The following is a 15778-nucleotide window of genomic DNA, read 5'->3' on the forward strand; positions in this document are numbered from 1 at the left end:
CGCCCCGCGCCCCGCGCCCCGCGCCCCGCGCCCCGCGCCCCGCGCCCCGCGCCCCGCGCCCCGCGCCCCGCGCCCCGCGCCCCGCGCCCAAGATCGTCACAGTTTCGGGGATGTTGCTGCATCCGCCACGCGGGAGGCAGCAACATCCCCGAGGTTGCTGCCATCCCCCGCCCCGCCCGCCCACAGCCCGCGCGATCTTGCACATTCGGTGGTGACATAGCGGTCCAGAAGGCGCAAATCCCCAACCGAAACTGCAAGATCGCGGGGCGGGGCGAGGGCGGGGCGGGGCGGGGCCGGACGGAGTGGGTGGGGTGGAGACGACGAACCGGGCCGGCTGTTCGCAGCCGGCCCGGTTCAGGAGAGGTTGATCAGTAGCGGTAGTGGTCCGGCTTGAACGGGCCCTCGGGGGACACGCCCAGGTACGCGGCCTGCTCCTTGGTGAGCGTGCTCAGCTTCGCGCCCAGCGCACCGAGGTGCAGCCGGGCCACCTTCTCGTCCAGGTGCTTGGGCAGCACGTAGACGCCGACCGGGTACTCCTCGGTCTTGGTGAACAGCTCGATCTGGGCGATCGTCTGGTTGGCGAACGAGTTCGACATGACGAAGCTCGGGTGCCCGGTGGCGTTGCCCAGGTTCAGCAGGCGCCCCTCGGAGAGCACGATGACGGCGTGCCCGTCGGCGAAGCGCCACAGGTCGACCTGCGGCTTGATGTTGACCCGCTCCACGTCGGAGCGCTTCGCCAGGCCGGCCATGTCGATCTCGTTGTCGAAGTGGCCGATGTTGCCGACGATGGCCTGGTGCTTCATCCGGGCCATGTGCTCGTTGGTGATGACGTCGAAGCAGCCGGTGGCGGTGATGAAGATGTCCGCCTGCTCGACGACATCGTCCAGGGTGGCGACCTGGTAGCCGTCCATCGCCGCCTGCAGGGCGCAGATCGGGTCGACCTCGGTCACCACGACCCGGGCGCCCTGACCGCGCAGCGACTCGGCGCAGCCCTTGCCCACGTCGCCGTAGCCCATGACCACGGCCATCTTGCCGCCGATCAGCACGTCGGTGGCCCGGTTGATGCCGTCGATCAGGGAGTGCCGGCAGCCGTACTTGTTGTCGAACTTGCTCTTGGTCACCGAGTCGTTGACGTTGATGGCCGGGAAGAGCAGCGTGCCGGCGCGGTGCATCTCGTAGAGGCGGTGCACGCCGGTGGTGGTCTCCTCGGTCACGCCCTTGATGCCGGCCGCGATCTGAGTCCAGCGCTGGCCGTCCTCGCCCAGCGAGCGGTGCAGCAGCTCGAGGATGACCGCGTACTCCTCGGAGTCGGCGGACTCGACCGGCGGCACGACGCCGGCCTTCTCGAACTCGGCGCCCCTGTGCACGAGCAGGGTGGCGTCACCGCCGTCGTCGAGGATCATGTTGGGGCCCTGCCCGTCCGGCCAGAGGAGCACCTGCTCGGTGCACCACCAGTACTCGGGCAGCGTCTCGCCCTTCCAGGCGTACACCGGGACGCCGGCGGGGGCGTCGGGGGTGCCGTCCGGGCCGACGACGATCGCGGCGGCGGCGTGGTCCTGGGTGGAGAAGATGTTGCAGGACGCCCAGCGAACCTGCGCCCCGAGGGCGACCAGCGTCTCGATCAGGACGGCGGTCTGGATGGTCATGTGCAGCGAGCCGGTGATCCGCGCGCCGGCGAGCGGCTGCGCCTCGGCGAACTCCCGCCGGATCGCCATCAGGCCGGGCATCTCGTGCTCGGCGAGCTGGATCTCCTTGCGCCCGAACTCGGCGAGCGACAGATCCGCCACCTTGAAGTCGCCCTCGGCGAGCGTGCTCGGCCGGGCCTCGGACGGCGTACCGCTGGCGGCCGCCGGGAGGGTGCTGGTCATGAAAGCTCCTGTCGAACGATGTCTGCGCCGATCCTCCACCTTACGCGCGCCAGCGACGTCCGCCGGGGGACGGGCGGCGGACAGCGCACGGGGCGGTCGGTGGTGGACAGACCCGCTGCCCACCACCGCCCGCCCCGCGCATCCCCCCGGTTTGGTTCCCCGCACGTTGCCGGACCGTCGTCGCGATAACGCTGCGTACTCATAGAGTCACACTCAGGCAAAGCTGAGTCAAGCTATTCCGGGAAAGTCGGACTTGTGTCGAGTCAGCGTAGGCCCGACGTCGCCACGTACGCCTCGCCGTCGCCGCTGATCCGCAGCGGCTCGCCGGCCGCCGTGCCGATCGCCGCCTGGCCGGACGTCAACGTCAGAGCGCCCGCCCCGTCATCGACCGTCACCGAGCCCGCGCCGCAGAGCACCACCCGGGGACCGGGCAGGGCCAGCCTGGCCTCCGGCACGTCCGCGCCGACCCGCACCCGGTGCAGCGCGAAGTCGTCCACCGGCACCGCCCAGCAGTCCACCCCCGGGGCGACGTGCCGGGCGGCGCGCACCGGATCGTCGAGCACCTCGAAGCGCAGCACCCGCACCAACTCGTCCACGTCGACGCGCTTCGGCGTGAGACCGCCGCGCAGCACGTTGTCGCTGGCCGCCATGATCTCGACGCCACAGCCGCTGAGGTACGCGTGCAGGTTGCCCGCGGGCATCCAGATCGCCTCGCCCGGCACCAGCCGCACATGGTGCAGCAGTAGCGCCACCAGCACGCCCGGGTCGCCCGGATAGGCCTTCGCCAGCCGGCGGGCCAACTCGGCGTCCGGGCCGTCGGCCGCCGACGCCAGGACGGCCCGCAGCAGCCCGTCGCGCTCCGCGACCGGCCAGCCGAGCAGCGTGGCCACCGCCGTGCGCAGGCCCGCCGGCCCGATCCGCAGCGCGTCGACCACGGGCCCCAACTCGGGTACGCCGAACGCGGCGAGCGCCTCGGCCGACTCCACCGGATCGCGGAAGCCGCACAGCGCCTCGAACGGGGTGAGCGCGACCAACAACTCCGGCTTGTGATGCGGGTCGGAGTAGTTGCGCTCCCCCGCCGGAAGGTCCGCCTCCGCCGCGAACCCCGCCCGGGCCTGCTCGGCATCCGGGTGGGCCTGCAGGCTCAGCGGCGAGTCGGCGGCGAGGACCTTGAGCAGGAACGGCAGCCGGCTGCCGAAACGGCCGGCCACCCGTTGGCCCAGCCACTGCCCCGGCTCGTCGCGTACCAGGTCACAGAGGCTCACCCGGGCTCCGGCGCGCTCCACGCTGGCCGGGGCGCCCGGGTGAGCGCCCAACCACAGCTCCGCCTCCGGGCCGGGGCTGGGCACCGGTCGCCCCTGCAACAGCGCGATGGCGGAGCGGGACCCCCAGGCGTAGTCCCGGATCGGTCCGTACAGCGGTTCCACCGTCTCAGACCCCGGGCCGCCCGACCGCCTCGCCCGCGGACTCCTCCGGCTGCGGTACGGCGGTGTCGGCAGCGGCGCCGGTGCCCGCCTTGGCGGCGGCGACGCTGTAGATGTCCGGCTCCAGGTAGATCACCCGGGCGATCGGCACGGCGGTACGGATACGCGCCTCGACCGCGTTGATGCCGCGGGCCAGGTCGTGCGCGCTCTCGCAGGCCGGTACGCCGATCTTCGCGGCCACCATCAGCTCTTCCGGGCCCAGGTAGAGCGTCTTCATGTGGATGATCCGCTCCACCTCGGGGCCCTCGGTGATGGCCCGCTCGATGGCCGCCAGGTCCTGCTGTTCGGCACCCTCACCGAGGAGCAGGCTCTTGGTCTCGATGGCCAGCACGATGGCGATGACCACCAGCAGCACGCCGATCATCGCGGTGCCGGCGGCGTCCCACCGACCGTCGCCGGTGGCCAGGGTCATGCCGACGCCGAACAGCGCGAAGACCAGACCGACCAGTGCGCCGAAGTCCTCCAGCAGCACCACCGGCAGCTCCGGCGCCTTGGCCCGCCGGATGAAACGCACCCAGGACTGCTTGCCCCGGATGTGGTTGGACTCCTTGATCGCCGTCCGGAAGGAGAACGACTCCATGGCGATCGCCGCCAGCAGCACCGCCACCGGAAGCCACTGCCACTCGGTGATGCCGTGCGGATCCGACCACTTGTGGTACGCCTCGTAGAGGGCGAACAGTCCACCGATGCTGAACAGCACGATCGACACGATGAACGCGTAGATGTAGCGCTCCCGGCCGTACCCGAACGGGTGTTCCGGCGTGGCCGCGCGCTTCGCCCGCTTGCCACCGAGCAGCAGCAGACCCTGGTTGCCGGAGTCGGCCACCGAGTGGACGGCCTCGGCCAGCATCGACGAGGACCCGGAGAGCAGGAACGCGATGAACTTGGTGACGGCGATGCCGACATTGGCCAGCAGGGCGGCGACGATCGCCTTCGTCCCGCCGTTCGCGCTCACGCCGCCACTCCGCTTCGCGTCGTGGTGACGTTCGTGCCGCGCCGCCCCCTGCTTTCGTTCACTGGTTCGACAGCTCCTTCATCTCGGTGATGGCCGGTACGGCCATCGGGTCCAACCCATGTGCCAGAGCAAGATAGATCGAGGCGAAGTCCGGTACGGCGATCAGCGAGGCCAGCCGCTCCAGAGCCGACCCGCCCTCGGCGGTCACCACGTCACACCGCACGCCACGACGCTCGGCGAGGGTCTGCACCGCGTCCGCGCGGCGCTCCTCGACGGCGAGCGGCTCGTCCGTGTCGTCGTCGGCGTTGAGCCCACCGTCGCGCAGCAGCACCAGCCGCAGCCGGGTGCCCTCGCCGTCGTCCTCCGACGGGTCGGCGAAAATGTCCCGCTCCCCCTCGGCCAGGCCGCCGAAGACGCCGTCCAGCAGCCCGACCCGCCCCCGCCCGGCCTCGCCCAGCGCCCCGGTGACCACCGGGTAGCGGGCGTTCGCGGACAGGGTGTCGCCGAACCGGCGGGCCGCCACGGTCGCCAGCGGCGACGAGCCCCACACGATCGGGATCGAGCCGGCCAGGCCCAGCGCCAACGACTTGGCCGGGTTGACGAACGACTCGGCGGTGGACCGGCAGCGGTCGGCGTCCGCGTCGAGCCGGGCCGCCGTCTCCGCCAGGTCCGCCTCGTTGACCTTCACCAGGCCGAGCGACCGCGCCGCCAGCAGGACCGGCACGGTGAGCGCCCAGAGGCTGGCCCGGGCCGGTGCCCGTCGGGGCACCGGAATGAACGGCGCGCGGGCCCGCTCGGCCACCGACTGCAACTGCGAGTCCGGCGCGCCCACAGCGACCAGTCGAGCGCCGCGCCGGTGCGCGGCCTCGGCGGCGCCGAGCGCCTCCGGGCTGCGACCCGACGCGCTCACCGCGATCACCACGTCGGCGGCGCCCACCCAACCGGGTACGCCCGAGCTGCGGTGCCCGATGATCGGGACCGGGCAGCGCGGCCCGGCGACCGTGGCCAGCACGTCACCGGTACGCCCGGCCGTGCCGATGCCGGCGATCACCACGGCCCGGGGCCGCCCGTCGTCGGCGAGCACCGCGAGGTTCGCCTCGGCGGCCAGCGCCGCGCTCTCGCGTACCTGGGCGCCACCCGAGGCGGTGTGTCGCAGCATGTCGCCCGGGTCGTGCTCGGCCAGCGCGTTCGGGTTGTCGAGCAGGGCCTCGTCGGCGTCGCGCCGACCGCTCACCCCGGCCGTACCGTCGATCATGACTGCTGCCCGGGGCCGCCACGCGCCTCGTCGAGGAGCAGCACCGGCACATCGTCGCGGACCTCGAAGATCCGACCGCACTCCGTGCAGGTCAACGTCTGCGCCTCCGCGTCGTAGGTCAGCGGGGCGTGGTGCGTGTCCGGGCAGGCGAGGATCTCGAGCAACTGCGGATCCAGGGCCATGGCACGGCTCCTTCCACGAGTGCGGGTCACCGACGGCGGTGCCGACCGGCGCAGGCGATCTTATCGGCGAACGCGGTCGAGCACCTCGTCCCGGAGCGAGACCATCCGCTCGCGGGTGGGCGCCTCGACGTTGAGCCGCAGCAGCGGCTCGGTGTTGGAGGCACGCAGGTTGAACCACGCGCCGTCTTCGAAGCGCAGCGTCAGCCCGTCCATCTCGTCGGTCGTCGCGTCCGGGTACGCGGCCCGCACGTCGGCCACCGCCGCGGCCTGGTCGGCGACCGTCGAGTTGATCTCGCCGGAGGCGACGTAGCGCTCGTACTCGCCGGCCAGCACGGACAACGGCAGCGACTGCTCGCCCAGGGCGGCCAGCGTGTGCATCGCGGCGAGCATCCCGGTGTCGGCGAACCAGAAGTCCCGGAAGTAGTAGTGGGCGGAGTGCTCCCCGCCGAAGACGGCGTTGGTGCGGGCCATCTCCGCCTTGATGAAGGAGTGCCCGACCCGGGCCACCACCGGCTCCCCACCATGCTCACGGATGATCTCCGCGACCGCGCTGGAGGTGATCAGACCGTGGATCACGGTGGAGCCTGGATGCTTGGCCAGCTCCCGCGCCGCCACCAGGGCGGTGATCGCCGACGGCGAGACCGGCTCGCCGCGCTCGTCGACCACGAAGCACCGGTCGGCGTCGCCGTCGAAGGCCAGGCCGATGTCGGCGCCGTGCTCGACGACGGCACGCTGGAGGTCGACCAGGTTCGCCGGGTCCAGCGGGTTCGCCTCGTGGTTGGGGAAACTACCGTCCAGCTCGAAGTAGAGCGGCACGATCTCCAGCGGCAGGGCCGACAGGGCGGCCTCGCCGAGCACGGTGGGGACGGTGTAGCCACCCATCCCGTTTCCGGCGTCGACAACCACCTTCAGCGGCCGGATGCCGGAGAGGTCGACCAGCTTGCGCAGGTACGCGGCGTAGTCGGGGAGCAGGTCGCGCCGCTCGGCCGGCCGGGTCGGCTCGCCCGCCGGGCGGGACGCCCCCGAGTCCAGCATCGCCTGCGCCCGGTCACGGATCTCCGCCAAGCCGCTGTCCTGGCCGATCGGCCGCGCGCCGGAGCGGCACATCTTGATGCCGTTGTACTGCGCCGGGTTGTGACTGGCCGTGAACATCGCCCCGGGCAGGCCGAGCGAGCCGGAGGCGAAGTAGAGCAGGTCGGTGGAGGCGAGCCCGATCTCGATCACCGAGCGCCCCTCGGCCCGTACCCCGGCGGCGAAGGCGGCCGCCAGGCCGGGCGAGCTGGCCCGCATGTCGTACCCGACGACGACGGCGTCACCGGGCTCGTCAGTGGCGTTGAGCAGCTGGGTGAAGGCGGCCCCGAGCGCCTCGGCGACCCGTTCGTCCCACTGGTCCGGCACCGTCCCTCGGACGTCGTACGCCTTCACGATCTGGGACAGATCAGACACTAGTTCCGCTCCTTGGCCGCAGGTTTCCAACGAACCTGAGCGTATCGGAGCGACCGGGCCGCGCCCCGCTCAGCCGGGGAGCCGGGGCATGAACACGGTGTGGTCGCCGTCGTCCGGCCGGGGCCGAGCACCCGGATCGGCGGGTGCGCCCGGCATGACCTGGGTGGCGTCCGGCAGGACCTGAGTGGCGTCCGGCGCGGGCGTGGCGGGTCGTGCCCCGTAGACGCCGCCGGGAGCGGGTCGCGGGACGGGTACCGCCGGCGGCTGCTGGCCGTACACCGGGCCGGGGTGACCGGGCGCGGCCGGCGACCCACCACCGGCGCGGTAGGTGGTCCCACCGGGGTTGCCCGGCAGCGGGCCGGGCTCGTCGGTCGGCGTGCGGTCCTGCCGGGAGCGGCGGACCAGCAGCACGATCAGCAGCACACCCACCGCCACCATCGCGATGCCGAAGAACATGATCAGCGAACCACCACCACCGGCCTTGGCGGCCACCGCCGTCGTCGAGGGCGCGACGGAGGCCGGGCCCAGTGCGGCCGGGTCGACCACCTCGCCCGCCGTCGCGGCCTCGGTCGGGGTCGGGGTCGGGGTGGGCTTCTTCGATGGCGTCGGCGTCGGCGACGGGGAGAGCCGCCCGGCGACCTTGGCCGTATCGGTGCCCTGCCCCAACTGCTGACCGGCGGCGGTGAGACCCACACCGGTCACGGAGAGCCGACCACCCGGCGTACCGGCGGCGAACGCCACCCGGTACCGCACGGTGATGCCCTTGCCCTTGCACAGCGTCGGCTTGGCCGGCGAGGTCTGCGCGGTCGTCACGCTGCCACCACCGCCGGACACGCCCACCGGAAACCAGCGCCCGCCCGCGTTGACCTGGACCGCCACCTGATCCGGCTGAAGACCCTCAAGGCTCAGGCCCAGAGCGGTACGCAGCAGGACGCATCCCTCGGAGCGCTTGCGCACCGCGACGTTCACTCCCTGAGGGGAACCTCCGGCGGCGAAGCTGCTGGCCGCACCCACACGGACCGAGTCTTCGTCGGCCAGCGCGGGTGACGCACCGAGCATCACCAGGCCGACCAACAGACCGCAGACCGTCGCGAGCCGTGCGGCACGTCGACGCAGCGTCATGATCACCTCACCGTTCCTCCCCGGGTGGGGTCCGCCGGACAGGCTACTACCGGGCCACTCCCACCACCGGTCATAGAGCGGTCGGTATGTGTGCGGCGTTACGGTCTACGCCCCGCGTCCGGCCCGGGCGAGAGCGTCGCGGCAGAGCCGGTCGGCGGTGCGCGTCGTCTCGGGAAGGCGATAGCGCGGAGTCAACGCGAGCACCCGGGCAGTGGCGTTCTCCAGACTCATCCGGTGCCCGACGCTCACGAAGACCGGCTTGACGCCGTCCCGGGTACGCACCACCCGACCGAGCACCTCACCCCCGTCGCGCAACGCCGACCAGGCGCCCCGCTCGGCGGCCGGGGCTTCCCACTCGCCGACCAGCGGCGTCTTCCCCACTCCGATGGCGGGCAGGCCGGTGACCACCCCGAGGTGACAGGCCAGCCCGAACCGGCGCGGATGCGCCAGCCCGTGCCCGTCACAGACCAGCAGGTCCGGGACGGTCTTCACCGCGTCGAGGGCGGCGAGCAGAGCCGGCGCCTCGCGGAAGGCGAACAACCCCGGCACGTAGTCGAACGCGGGCCGGCCGACGCTGACCGCCGAATCCACCACGGTCAGCGTCCGAGCATCCAACACGGTCACGGCCGCCGCGAGGAGGTCACCGCTCTCGGCGTACGCCACGTCCAGGCCGGCCACCGTGTCCGGCGCGAGCGGGCCGGGCCCGACCAGGTCGACCAGCGGCCGCAACTCCTCCTGTACGGCCACCGCCTCGGCGACCGAACGTGGAGTCCGGGTGAGCGCCGCCCTTGATCCACTCGATTTCGGCGACGTCGCGGTATCCCGCGCCCCCGGACAGCCCGACATCGGCGATGTCGAGTCGATCACGGTCGGCGCCGGCATACCGGTCACCTTGACGCCCGACCTGCTCTAGCGGGAGGACCGGCTCGCATCGCCGTCCTCGGCTGGAGTCGACGCCTCGACAGGTTCCCCATCGGCGCCGTCGTCGACCCGCCTCCGGGTAGCACCGAACGCGACACCGACGACGACGGCCATGGCGACACCGAACGCCACCCCTCCCTTCGGGCCGAACGAAGGGATACCGATCGCCAGGCCGAACAGGAGGCCGACCGCCCACGCCCAGAAACCGGAGCTGCTGCTGCCCGTAGTGGATCTCGCCATGGAGCGATGTTAATAAACACGGTCAACCGCCGTTCGGCGCTACAGAGAGGGCCGCGCCGCGCACCGGTGCGCCCACAGGGTGCTCAGGCGAGCTTCAGCTCGTCGCGGGCCTCGTCGATCCACCGGACGATGCCGTACGCGCCGCTGCCGGTAGCCAGTGACGCGGCCTCGTCGAGCAAGCCACGGGCGGCGTCCCGGTCACCGTCGCTCGCCGCCAGGTCCGCCAGACCGATCAGATTCGCCGCCACCCCCGGCGTGAAGGACACCTTCCGACGCAACCGCGTCGACTCCTCCAGCAACTCCCGCGCCGCCGCGACCCGGCCGGCGGCCTGCTCGCCGAAGCAGAGGTGCCGCAACACGTACGAGAGGGTCAGCTCGTCCCCCGCCTCCGTCGCCAGCTCACGCGCCCGCGCAAAGGCCGGGTCGGCGGCGGCCTGGTCCTGCCGGATCACCTGGTGGACCGTGCCCACCCAGAACAGCGCCTCACCCTCGCCACGGGCGTCGCCCACCTCGCGGTAGAGCTGCGCCGCCCGCTCGAAGAGCGGCAGCTCGGCCGCGTCCTCCGTGCCGGTCTCGAGAAAACGGGCGTGCAACAGCCGTCCACGAGCCAGGGCGGTGTCCGCCTCCACCGCGACGAGATCCCGCTCGGCCTCGTCCAACGACGTCGAGTCACCACCGAAGACCGCCTGCTCGTAGCGCTCCTGCGCCCGCGTCAACCGGACGTCGAACCCCTCGGCCATCACTGACCCACCCTTCCGTCAATACGCTCGCGTAGGAGATCGGCGTGGCCATTGTGCCGCGCGTACTCCTCGATCATGTGCACCAGAAGCCTGCGCAGCACGATGACGTTGCCGTCGCGTTGCCGCCCCTGCACGTCGAGATCCGCAGCCTCGCTCACGAACTGTTCGGCGAACGCCACCTCCGCACGCCAGGCCCGGTACGCCTCGTCGACCACCGTCGGATCGGCGACCGCGCCGTCGAAGTCGCCGTCCGGATCGTCGTCCGAGCAGTACCGCTGGGGCGCGACCTGGCCGGCCATCGTCCTGCGGAACCAGCCGCGCTCCACCTCGGCCAGGTGACGGATCAACCCGAGCAGCGACATCGTCGACGGTGGCACCGACCGCCGGGCCAACTGCTCGGCGTTCAGGCCGTCGCACTTCAACTCGAAGGTGAGGCGTTGGTCGCGCAGGTACTCGACGAGAACGGCCCGCTCGTCGGCGAAGTTACCGTCCGAGCGTGGGTCGTCGTCCGGATGGACGAACAGGTACGACCAACCGAAGGTCCGCGTGGGTTCGCCGCCGGAGGTCGCCGCCTCGGCGCGTGAATCAGCCATACGGCGACTCTCGTCGATACCCGCCCACACCGCCAACCGGGAACCCACTCGGTCGCCCGCGCGGGTCAGCGGGACACCGTGACAGGAGAGCCGGCGGCGCACCCCCGTGCGGGCCCGCGCCAAGCGCGATGATCCGCAACTAGCGGGCAGCCAGATCGGGATCGGCACCCGGATCGCCGGCCGCACGAAGTTGCTCCTCGAACATCACGAACGACCGCTGCCGGATCCCCCGGATGAGAGCCTGCTCTTTGGGCGACAACGGTCGCCCTTGAGCCTTCGCCGCGTCCCTGAGCGCCTGCACGGTCTCGTAGAGGGCGAAGACCGGACCTTCGCCTTCGAGGTAGTGAGCGCGGAACCGCTCCACTTCCTGCACGAACTCCTCCGGGGTGCGCCGGAAGATCTCACCCCCCACGCCGAGTGTGATCTCCCCGAAAATGTCGTTCTTCTCCTGCCAACCCCCACTGTCGATGGAGAGGCACCACACCCTGGCACCGCGATCCGGCGTTTCCACAATCTTTACCGGGGTTGAGTAATAGAGATAGTAGGAGGGAAGCGAAATATCCCCGGACATTAGGAATCCCTCTCGAAGGTCGACTGCAACGCTTCCCAGAACAGTTGGCGCTCGCGGTGACGTATGCCTGCGGTAATCGCTCGCTCCTTCGGCGTCAACGCTCGCCCCTCCGCTTGGGCGAGAGCTTCGAGATCGCGCCGTACCTCATAGAGCCCATGCTCCCAAACGGCAACAGCATCGAGCGCCGCCAGGTGCAGCCGGAACTCAGCCAGATGGCCACCCCGCGTCTGCAGCACGAGTTGCACGTCCCGGTAGCCGCTGTCCATAGGTGACACGAAGCGGTCGTCGCAGGCAACGATGACGACGTCAGGATGGTGGCGCATCCGCTGAAGTGCCGTGTAGAGGTCGTCGAGGCTCCGAAACTCGACCTTGGCGGCGGCAAGGTCGAGCATCTTCGAGGCGTCGCCCCCGTACTTGTTGACCTTGTCCTCGGCCCGGCGGCGGTCCTTGGGCCCGGAGCGCCAGCCAGGCTCACCGACACGACGGTCACCGACCTGGGCCAGAGCCGTCGCCAGCTGGTTCAGCTCCAGCTGAGCGACAGCCGCAGCCGAGTAGAGGTCGTCCAGGTAGCGCTTGCGATAGCCCTCGCTGCCTCGTTGATGCTTGTCGAAGCCCGACTGGGTGGGCGGATCATCCGGTAACTGGATACTCGCGCTGATCAGGCGCTGCTCGTCGGTCAGGGGTGTCGGCTGCGGGTGCGACGCCTGTTGGTCCGCCGCCTCGGACCCTGCCGTCTCCTGCTGACCGATGTCGGCGAGTACGTCGGCGAGGGCGTCGATGGCCTGCTGGTGGCTCGCCAGGTGGTGCAGCGTCAGCGGTCGGGCCGTCAGTGAGTTCGCCAGTTCGGGCGTGGCGAGGATGATTCGTGCCAGATCCGGTGCCTGCGCCAGTTGCCGGGCCAACGTCTCGGCCAGCTTCGGCTCGTTCGGGGGCGGCTCTCGCAGGGCGGTGTCCAGCATGTCGCGGATGCGGGTGTCGGCGAACAGCCGCGACACGTCCTGGGCGGCCGCGTCGTCGAGGCTGGGCACCAGCCGCCGGAGGCTCGGCGGATCCACCGCCCTCGCGAAGTCGGCGGGACTCAACCCGGCCGAGAAGACCTCGTCCAGACTGCCGGCCTGCCCGAGCAACCCGGTCGGAGGCTGACTCACGCGAGCGTCAGACGACGGGCCGTCCGGCACCGAGCCGGGGCCGTCCAGCAACAGGTACATGCGGTTGACGTACGGGTCGCCGTGGCCGCCGTCGTCGTACCCGGGTGGGTGGGTCGGCAGGTCGGGGCGTTCACTGAACCGGCCCCGGGGCAGCCCGCCCAGCGGCATCGGCCGGCCGTCTCCGCCCAGGACGAGCGCGTCGATGCCGACCACGTCGGGATACAGCGGATGGTCGCGGACGAGGCCGGTCTGCGGGTCGACGTAGAGGACGGTGCCGTTCTGGTTGAGTGCCACCCAGGCGTGCGAGCCACCACCGGCCCACTCGGTGATCAGGAACGCGTAGCTGCCGTGGCCGCCCAGCAGCAGTTGGTCGTGCAGATTGGCATACCCCTGCCGGGCCTGCGCCGGGTCTGACGGCTGACCGGGGGTGAGTACGCGTTGGAAGCGGCCGCCGGTGGCGTCCTCCACCCGGCCGGGGCCACCGGCCTCACCACGGATCGGGCGTCGGATGTCGCCGTCGAGGTAGCCGTCGAAGGTACGCGGCGCGGACACCCGCGGTCGCCCGTGCACCCACGTCTCGAAAAGCGACAGGGTGCAGTCCAGGCAGTTGATGCCACGGGTGGCGTCGGCCTGGGGGCCGCCGTCGTTCAGGAGGCGGAACCAGCCGCCCCGGCGCGGATCGGCGGTGCGTCGGACGGTGCCGTCGCGTTCGCGCGGCATCTGTCGTTCGACGTCGACCTGGTGCAGCGCCAGTGGTGGCCGGAGCCCGCCCGGCTGCCCGTACGGGCGGGAGTCGTCGATCGGCGGGGGGACGTCGTCGCCGGTGAGCCGGGACGGGCCGCCGGTCTCCACCGCGCCGAGCGCCAGAGCGCCCACGTCGCTGTTGGCGTGCGCGAAGGCCCCGTCGGCCAGGTCGACGACCGGCGGCGCCGTGATGCCCGCCAGTACGTCGTTGGCCAGGTCACGCCAGTGGGCGTACGCGCGCGTCTCGTCGTTCGCCGCCCGCTGCCAGCCGTCGGCCCACTGCCGGTGGCCGGTCTGGTGCAACTGTCGGGCGTAGTTGGCGTACTCGACAGCCCGGCGGTCGTGCTCCGCCGCCCGCGCCCGCAGGCGGACGGCCTCGGCCTGCCTGCGGTTGTTCTCGAAGCCGATCCGCTGTGCCTCGAAGTGGCCCTGGTAGCGCCGCCGCTCGGCGGCCTCCGCCTCGGCGAGCCACTGGGCCGCGTACCAGTCGTCGACGTCGGCCGTGGACTCCATCGGATCGCCGAACGCCACCACGTCGACCGGCGCCGACGTGCGACCGGCGGTCCTCTGCCGGGGTACGCGGGGTGGCGCGATCGACTCCCGCGTCGCGGTCGACTCGGGTGCGGAGTGCCGGCCCGTCGGCGCGACCACCGTGCTCCCGTCTGCCGGGGTCAGGGCTGCGCCGTGCCGGCCGGCGACGTCGGGGGACGCGCCGGCCGTCGGCCCGGTGGACGTGAACGGGGACGCCAGCGGAGGCGCGATGGCCGGGGCGGGGACGGCGGAAGCGGTCGGCGTCGGAAGCCCGGCAGTGCTCGCCGCCGGGCCGACCGGAGGCACCGCCCCCACGGCCGGCACCGGCCCGGTCGTCGGGGTCACGGAAGTAGACGAGGACCCGACCGACGAAGGCAGCGGGCCCGACGACGGCCCGAGCGCTGTGGGCGGGGATGCTGCCGAAACCGGCGACGACACGGCCGCGGCGGACCCGGGCAGACCGGTCGACGAGGGTACGGGGCCGCTGACGCCCGGGGCGACGCCGGCCGGCTCGACCGCCGGGGCGACCGCCGGGGCGACCGCCGGGGCGACGCCGACCCCTGGGCCGCCGGCCGGGTCGACGACACCGGCGACGGGCGCGGTGACCCCCGGGAGCGGGGGCGCAGCCGCGTGAGGTCCCGGCTCCGCGACGCCCGCGAGCCCGACATCACCCCCCACCGCCGGCCGGGCTGCACTCGCCCCGGGCCCGTCGGCTGGCAGCCCAGGCGCGCCGGCTGCTGCCGACACCGACGAATCGGCGACGTCCGCGCCATTCCCCGTCAGACCCGACGAAGAAGACACCGCCCCGGAGCCCGCCGGCCCGGAAGACACCGTCCCAGTGGCCGGCCCTGGCGAAACCGGCCCAGACGACACGGGCGTGGACGTCGCGAGTTCCGGTGGTGGGGGCGGGATCGGAAGCGACGGGCCGGCGAGGGACGCTCCGGCCAGAGCGTCGGCCTGTGCGCGAAGGCGTGCCTGCAGAGCGTGGTCGGTCTGCGCGGTCGTCGAGCCGGTGACGCCGGACGCGGCGGCGCGTACCACGTCGTCGACCGAGGCCATGCCCTGCCCGGTGGCGACGCTGGCGGCGCTCTCGGCCAGCATCTCGCCGGTCATCTCCCGACCGAGGTGCTCGCCGATACGTGCCGCGCGGCCGGTCACGTGGCGGCCCAGGGCGGCCAGCGGCGCGACCGCACCGCCGGCGAGCCCGCCGACCGCCGAAGCGCCCAGATCGGTCAGGTCGACGCCGTGTGCCCGGCCCGTCGAGTTCTGGTACGTCTGCGTGGCGAGGCTGATCCCGGACTCCTCGGCCGCCTCCTCCAACCCTTCCCGGGTGGCGCGCTTGGCGAGCCCACGTACGCCGCCCTTGGCGACCTCCTTGGCCGCGCGTTCGCCGGCCTCCTTGAGCCCGCGCCGCAGCGCCTTACTGGCCAGTTGCCCCATGAGGCGTTTGAAGATCTGCTGGATGAGTAGCCGGGTCGCGGTGACGGCCGCGCCGGCCGCCGGAGACGCCGCCCCGGCGGTGAGCAACGCCGCCACCGCCACCGAGATCAGTTCGACGACCAGGATCCCCAGCTCGATCCAGACTTCGATCTTGGCACCCTCGATGTCGCAGCCGCACTCCTCGACCAGGCGGCCGAGGTCGGCGGTGACCGCGAGCAGCACCGGCAGGGGTGCGTCGGCGCCCTCGGCGATGCCGCGCCAGGCCGCCTCGAACGCGGCGTCGACAGCTCCCACGCCGCCGTATCCGCCGCGTACCTCGGTGGCGGCCGCCGCGGCGTCGGCGTGCGGGCCGGCGAGGACGGAGGCGACCGCGTACCACTGGTCCGCGACGTCCCAGACGGCCCGTTCGTTGCCCTCCGGCCACTGCACACCGACGGCCCAGTCGAGGGCCTCGTAGATCCAGCCCGGTACGTCCCAGGGCGCGTAGTCGAGTGGGTGCGGGATCGGGCTGGGCAGCACGCTCATCGGGACCGCCCCG

The 15778-nt window shown here is 72.3% G+C and carries 14 protein-coding genes; 1 reads left to right on the top strand and 13 read right to left on the bottom strand.

Annotated elements, in window-relative coordinates; genetic code table 11:
* Positions 1 to 368: 368 nt before the first annotated feature.
* The 8 genes from ahcY to AB0I89_RS22385 all read right to left on the bottom strand — a co-directional run bounded on the left by ahcY (position 369) and on the right by AB0I89_RS22385 (position 9059).
* Positions 369 to 1868, bottom strand: coding sequence for an adenosylhomocysteinase (gene ahcY, locus AB0I89_RS22350; RefSeq protein ID WP_357129868.1), 1500 nt, complete (start codon positions 1866 to 1868; stop codon positions 369 to 371).
* 263 nt (positions 1869 to 2131) lie between these two features.
* On the bottom strand, positions 2132 to 3295 hold the full coding sequence (gene manA / locus AB0I89_RS22355; protein ID WP_357129871.1) for a mannose-6-phosphate isomerase, class I: 1164 nt from the start codon (positions 3293 to 3295) through the stop codon (positions 2132 to 2134).
* Between the two features lie 4 nt (positions 3296 to 3299).
* The gene (locus AB0I89_RS22360; RefSeq protein ID WP_357129874.1) at positions 3300 to 4307 is read right to left on the bottom strand and encodes a cation diffusion facilitator family transporter; all 1008 of its coding nucleotides are present in this window, start codon (positions 4305 to 4307) and stop codon (positions 3300 to 3302) included.
* Between the two features lie 58 nt (positions 4308 to 4365).
* Positions 4366 to 5562 (bottom strand): SIS domain-containing protein, encoded by a 1197-nt coding sequence (locus tag AB0I89_RS22365; protein ID WP_357129876.1) that lies wholly within the window; start codon positions 5560 to 5562, stop codon positions 4366 to 4368.
* Positions 5559 to 5744, bottom strand: a complete 186-nt coding sequence (locus AB0I89_RS22370) for a Trm112 family protein (protein ID WP_007455824.1) — start codon at positions 5742 to 5744, stop codon at positions 5559 to 5561. Before AB0I89_RS22370 ends, AB0I89_RS22365 begins: the two co-directional genes overlap by 4 nt.
* Before the next feature lie 60 nt (positions 5745 to 5804).
* Entirely contained in the window at positions 5805 to 7190 is a 1386-nt protein-coding gene (locus tag AB0I89_RS22375) for a phosphomannomutase/phosphoglucomutase (RefSeq protein WP_357129880.1), read from the bottom strand.
* 69 nt (positions 7191 to 7259) lie between these two features.
* A complete protein-coding gene (locus tag AB0I89_RS22380; protein WP_357129883.1) occupies positions 7260 to 8312 on the bottom strand; it encodes a hypothetical protein in 1053 nt (350 codons plus the stop codon).
* Positions 8313 to 8417: 105 nt separating this feature from the next.
* On the bottom strand, positions 8418 to 9059 hold the full coding sequence (locus AB0I89_RS22385) for an endonuclease V (protein WP_357129886.1): 642 nt from the start codon (positions 9057 to 9059) through the stop codon (positions 8418 to 8420).
* 28 nt (positions 9060 to 9087) lie between these two features.
* On the opposite strand from AB0I89_RS22385, the gene AB0I89_RS22390 reads away from it, so the two are divergent.
* Positions 9088 to 9225, top strand: a complete 138-nt coding sequence (locus AB0I89_RS22390) for a hypothetical protein (protein WP_357129889.1) — start codon at positions 9088 to 9090, stop codon at positions 9223 to 9225.
* On the opposite strand, the gene AB0I89_RS22395 is transcribed toward AB0I89_RS22390, so the two are convergent.
* The 5 genes from AB0I89_RS22395 to AB0I89_RS22415 all read right to left on the bottom strand — a co-directional run bounded on the left by AB0I89_RS22395 (position 9222) and on the right by AB0I89_RS22415 (position 15765).
* The gene (locus AB0I89_RS22395) at positions 9222 to 9473 is read right to left on the bottom strand and encodes a hypothetical protein (RefSeq protein ID WP_357129892.1); all 252 of its coding nucleotides are present in this window, start codon (positions 9471 to 9473) and stop codon (positions 9222 to 9224) included. The genes AB0I89_RS22390 and AB0I89_RS22395 overlap by 4 nt on opposite strands.
* Positions 9474 to 9556: 83 nt before the next feature.
* Positions 9557 to 10213 (bottom strand): tetratricopeptide repeat protein, encoded by a 657-nt coding sequence (locus tag AB0I89_RS22400; protein ID WP_357129895.1) that lies wholly within the window; start codon positions 10211 to 10213, stop codon positions 9557 to 9559.
* On the bottom strand, positions 10213 to 10806 hold the full coding sequence (locus AB0I89_RS22405) for a DinB family protein (protein ID WP_357129898.1): 594 nt from the start codon (positions 10804 to 10806) through the stop codon (positions 10213 to 10215). The genes AB0I89_RS22400 and AB0I89_RS22405 overlap by 1 nt, the downstream gene beginning before the upstream one ends.
* Positions 10807 to 10945: 139 nt before the next feature.
* Positions 10946 to 11377, bottom strand: coding sequence for a hypothetical protein (locus AB0I89_RS22410; protein ID WP_357129901.1), 432 nt, complete (start codon positions 11375 to 11377; stop codon positions 10946 to 10948).
* Positions 11377 to 15765 carry a toxin glutamine deamidase domain-containing protein gene (locus tag AB0I89_RS22415; RefSeq protein ID WP_357129904.1) on the bottom strand — a complete coding sequence of 1463 codons (4389 nt, stop codon included), beginning with the start codon at positions 15763 to 15765 and terminating at the stop codon, positions 11377 to 11379. Before AB0I89_RS22415 ends, AB0I89_RS22410 begins: the two co-directional genes overlap by 1 nt.
* Between the last annotated feature and the right edge of the window lie 13 nt (positions 15766 to 15778).

Source organism: Micromonospora sp. NPDC049801, from assembly GCF_040656575.1.
In the GTDB taxonomy this organism is placed as follows: Bacteria; Actinomycetota; Actinomycetes; order Mycobacteriales; family Micromonosporaceae; genus Micromonospora.

Coding starts and splice junctions, on each gene's coding strand:
- AB0I89_RS22405 (WP_357129898.1), bottom strand. CDS start 10,806: ATGGCTGATTCACGCGCCGAGGCGGCGACCTCCGGCGGCGAACCCACG.
- ahcY (WP_357129868.1), bottom strand. CDS start 1,868: ATGACCAGCACCCTCCCGGCGGCCGCCAGCGGTACGCCGTCCGAGGCC.
- AB0I89_RS22370 (WP_007455824.1), bottom strand. CDS start 5,744: ATGGCCCTGGATCCGCAGTTGCTCGAGATCCTCGCCTGCCCGGACACG.
- AB0I89_RS22400 (WP_357129895.1), bottom strand. CDS start 10,213: ATGGCCGAGGGGTTCGACGTCCGGTTGACGCGGGCGCAGGAGCGCTAC.
- AB0I89_RS22410 (WP_357129901.1), bottom strand. CDS start 11,377: ATGTCCGGGGATATTTCGCTTCCCTCCTACTATCTCTATTACTCAACC.
- AB0I89_RS22415 (WP_357129904.1), bottom strand. CDS start 15,765: ATGAGCGTGCTGCCCAGCCCGATCCCGCACCCACTCGACTACGCGCCC.
- AB0I89_RS22395 (WP_357129892.1), bottom strand. CDS start 9,473: ATGGCGAGATCCACTACGGGCAGCAGCAGCTCCGGTTTCTGGGCGTGG.
- AB0I89_RS22380 (WP_357129883.1), bottom strand. CDS start 8,312: ATGACGCTGCGTCGACGTGCCGCACGGCTCGCGACGGTCTGCGGTCTG.
- AB0I89_RS22365 (WP_357129876.1), bottom strand. CDS start 5,562: ATGATCGACGGTACGGCCGGGGTGAGCGGTCGGCGCGACGCCGACGAG.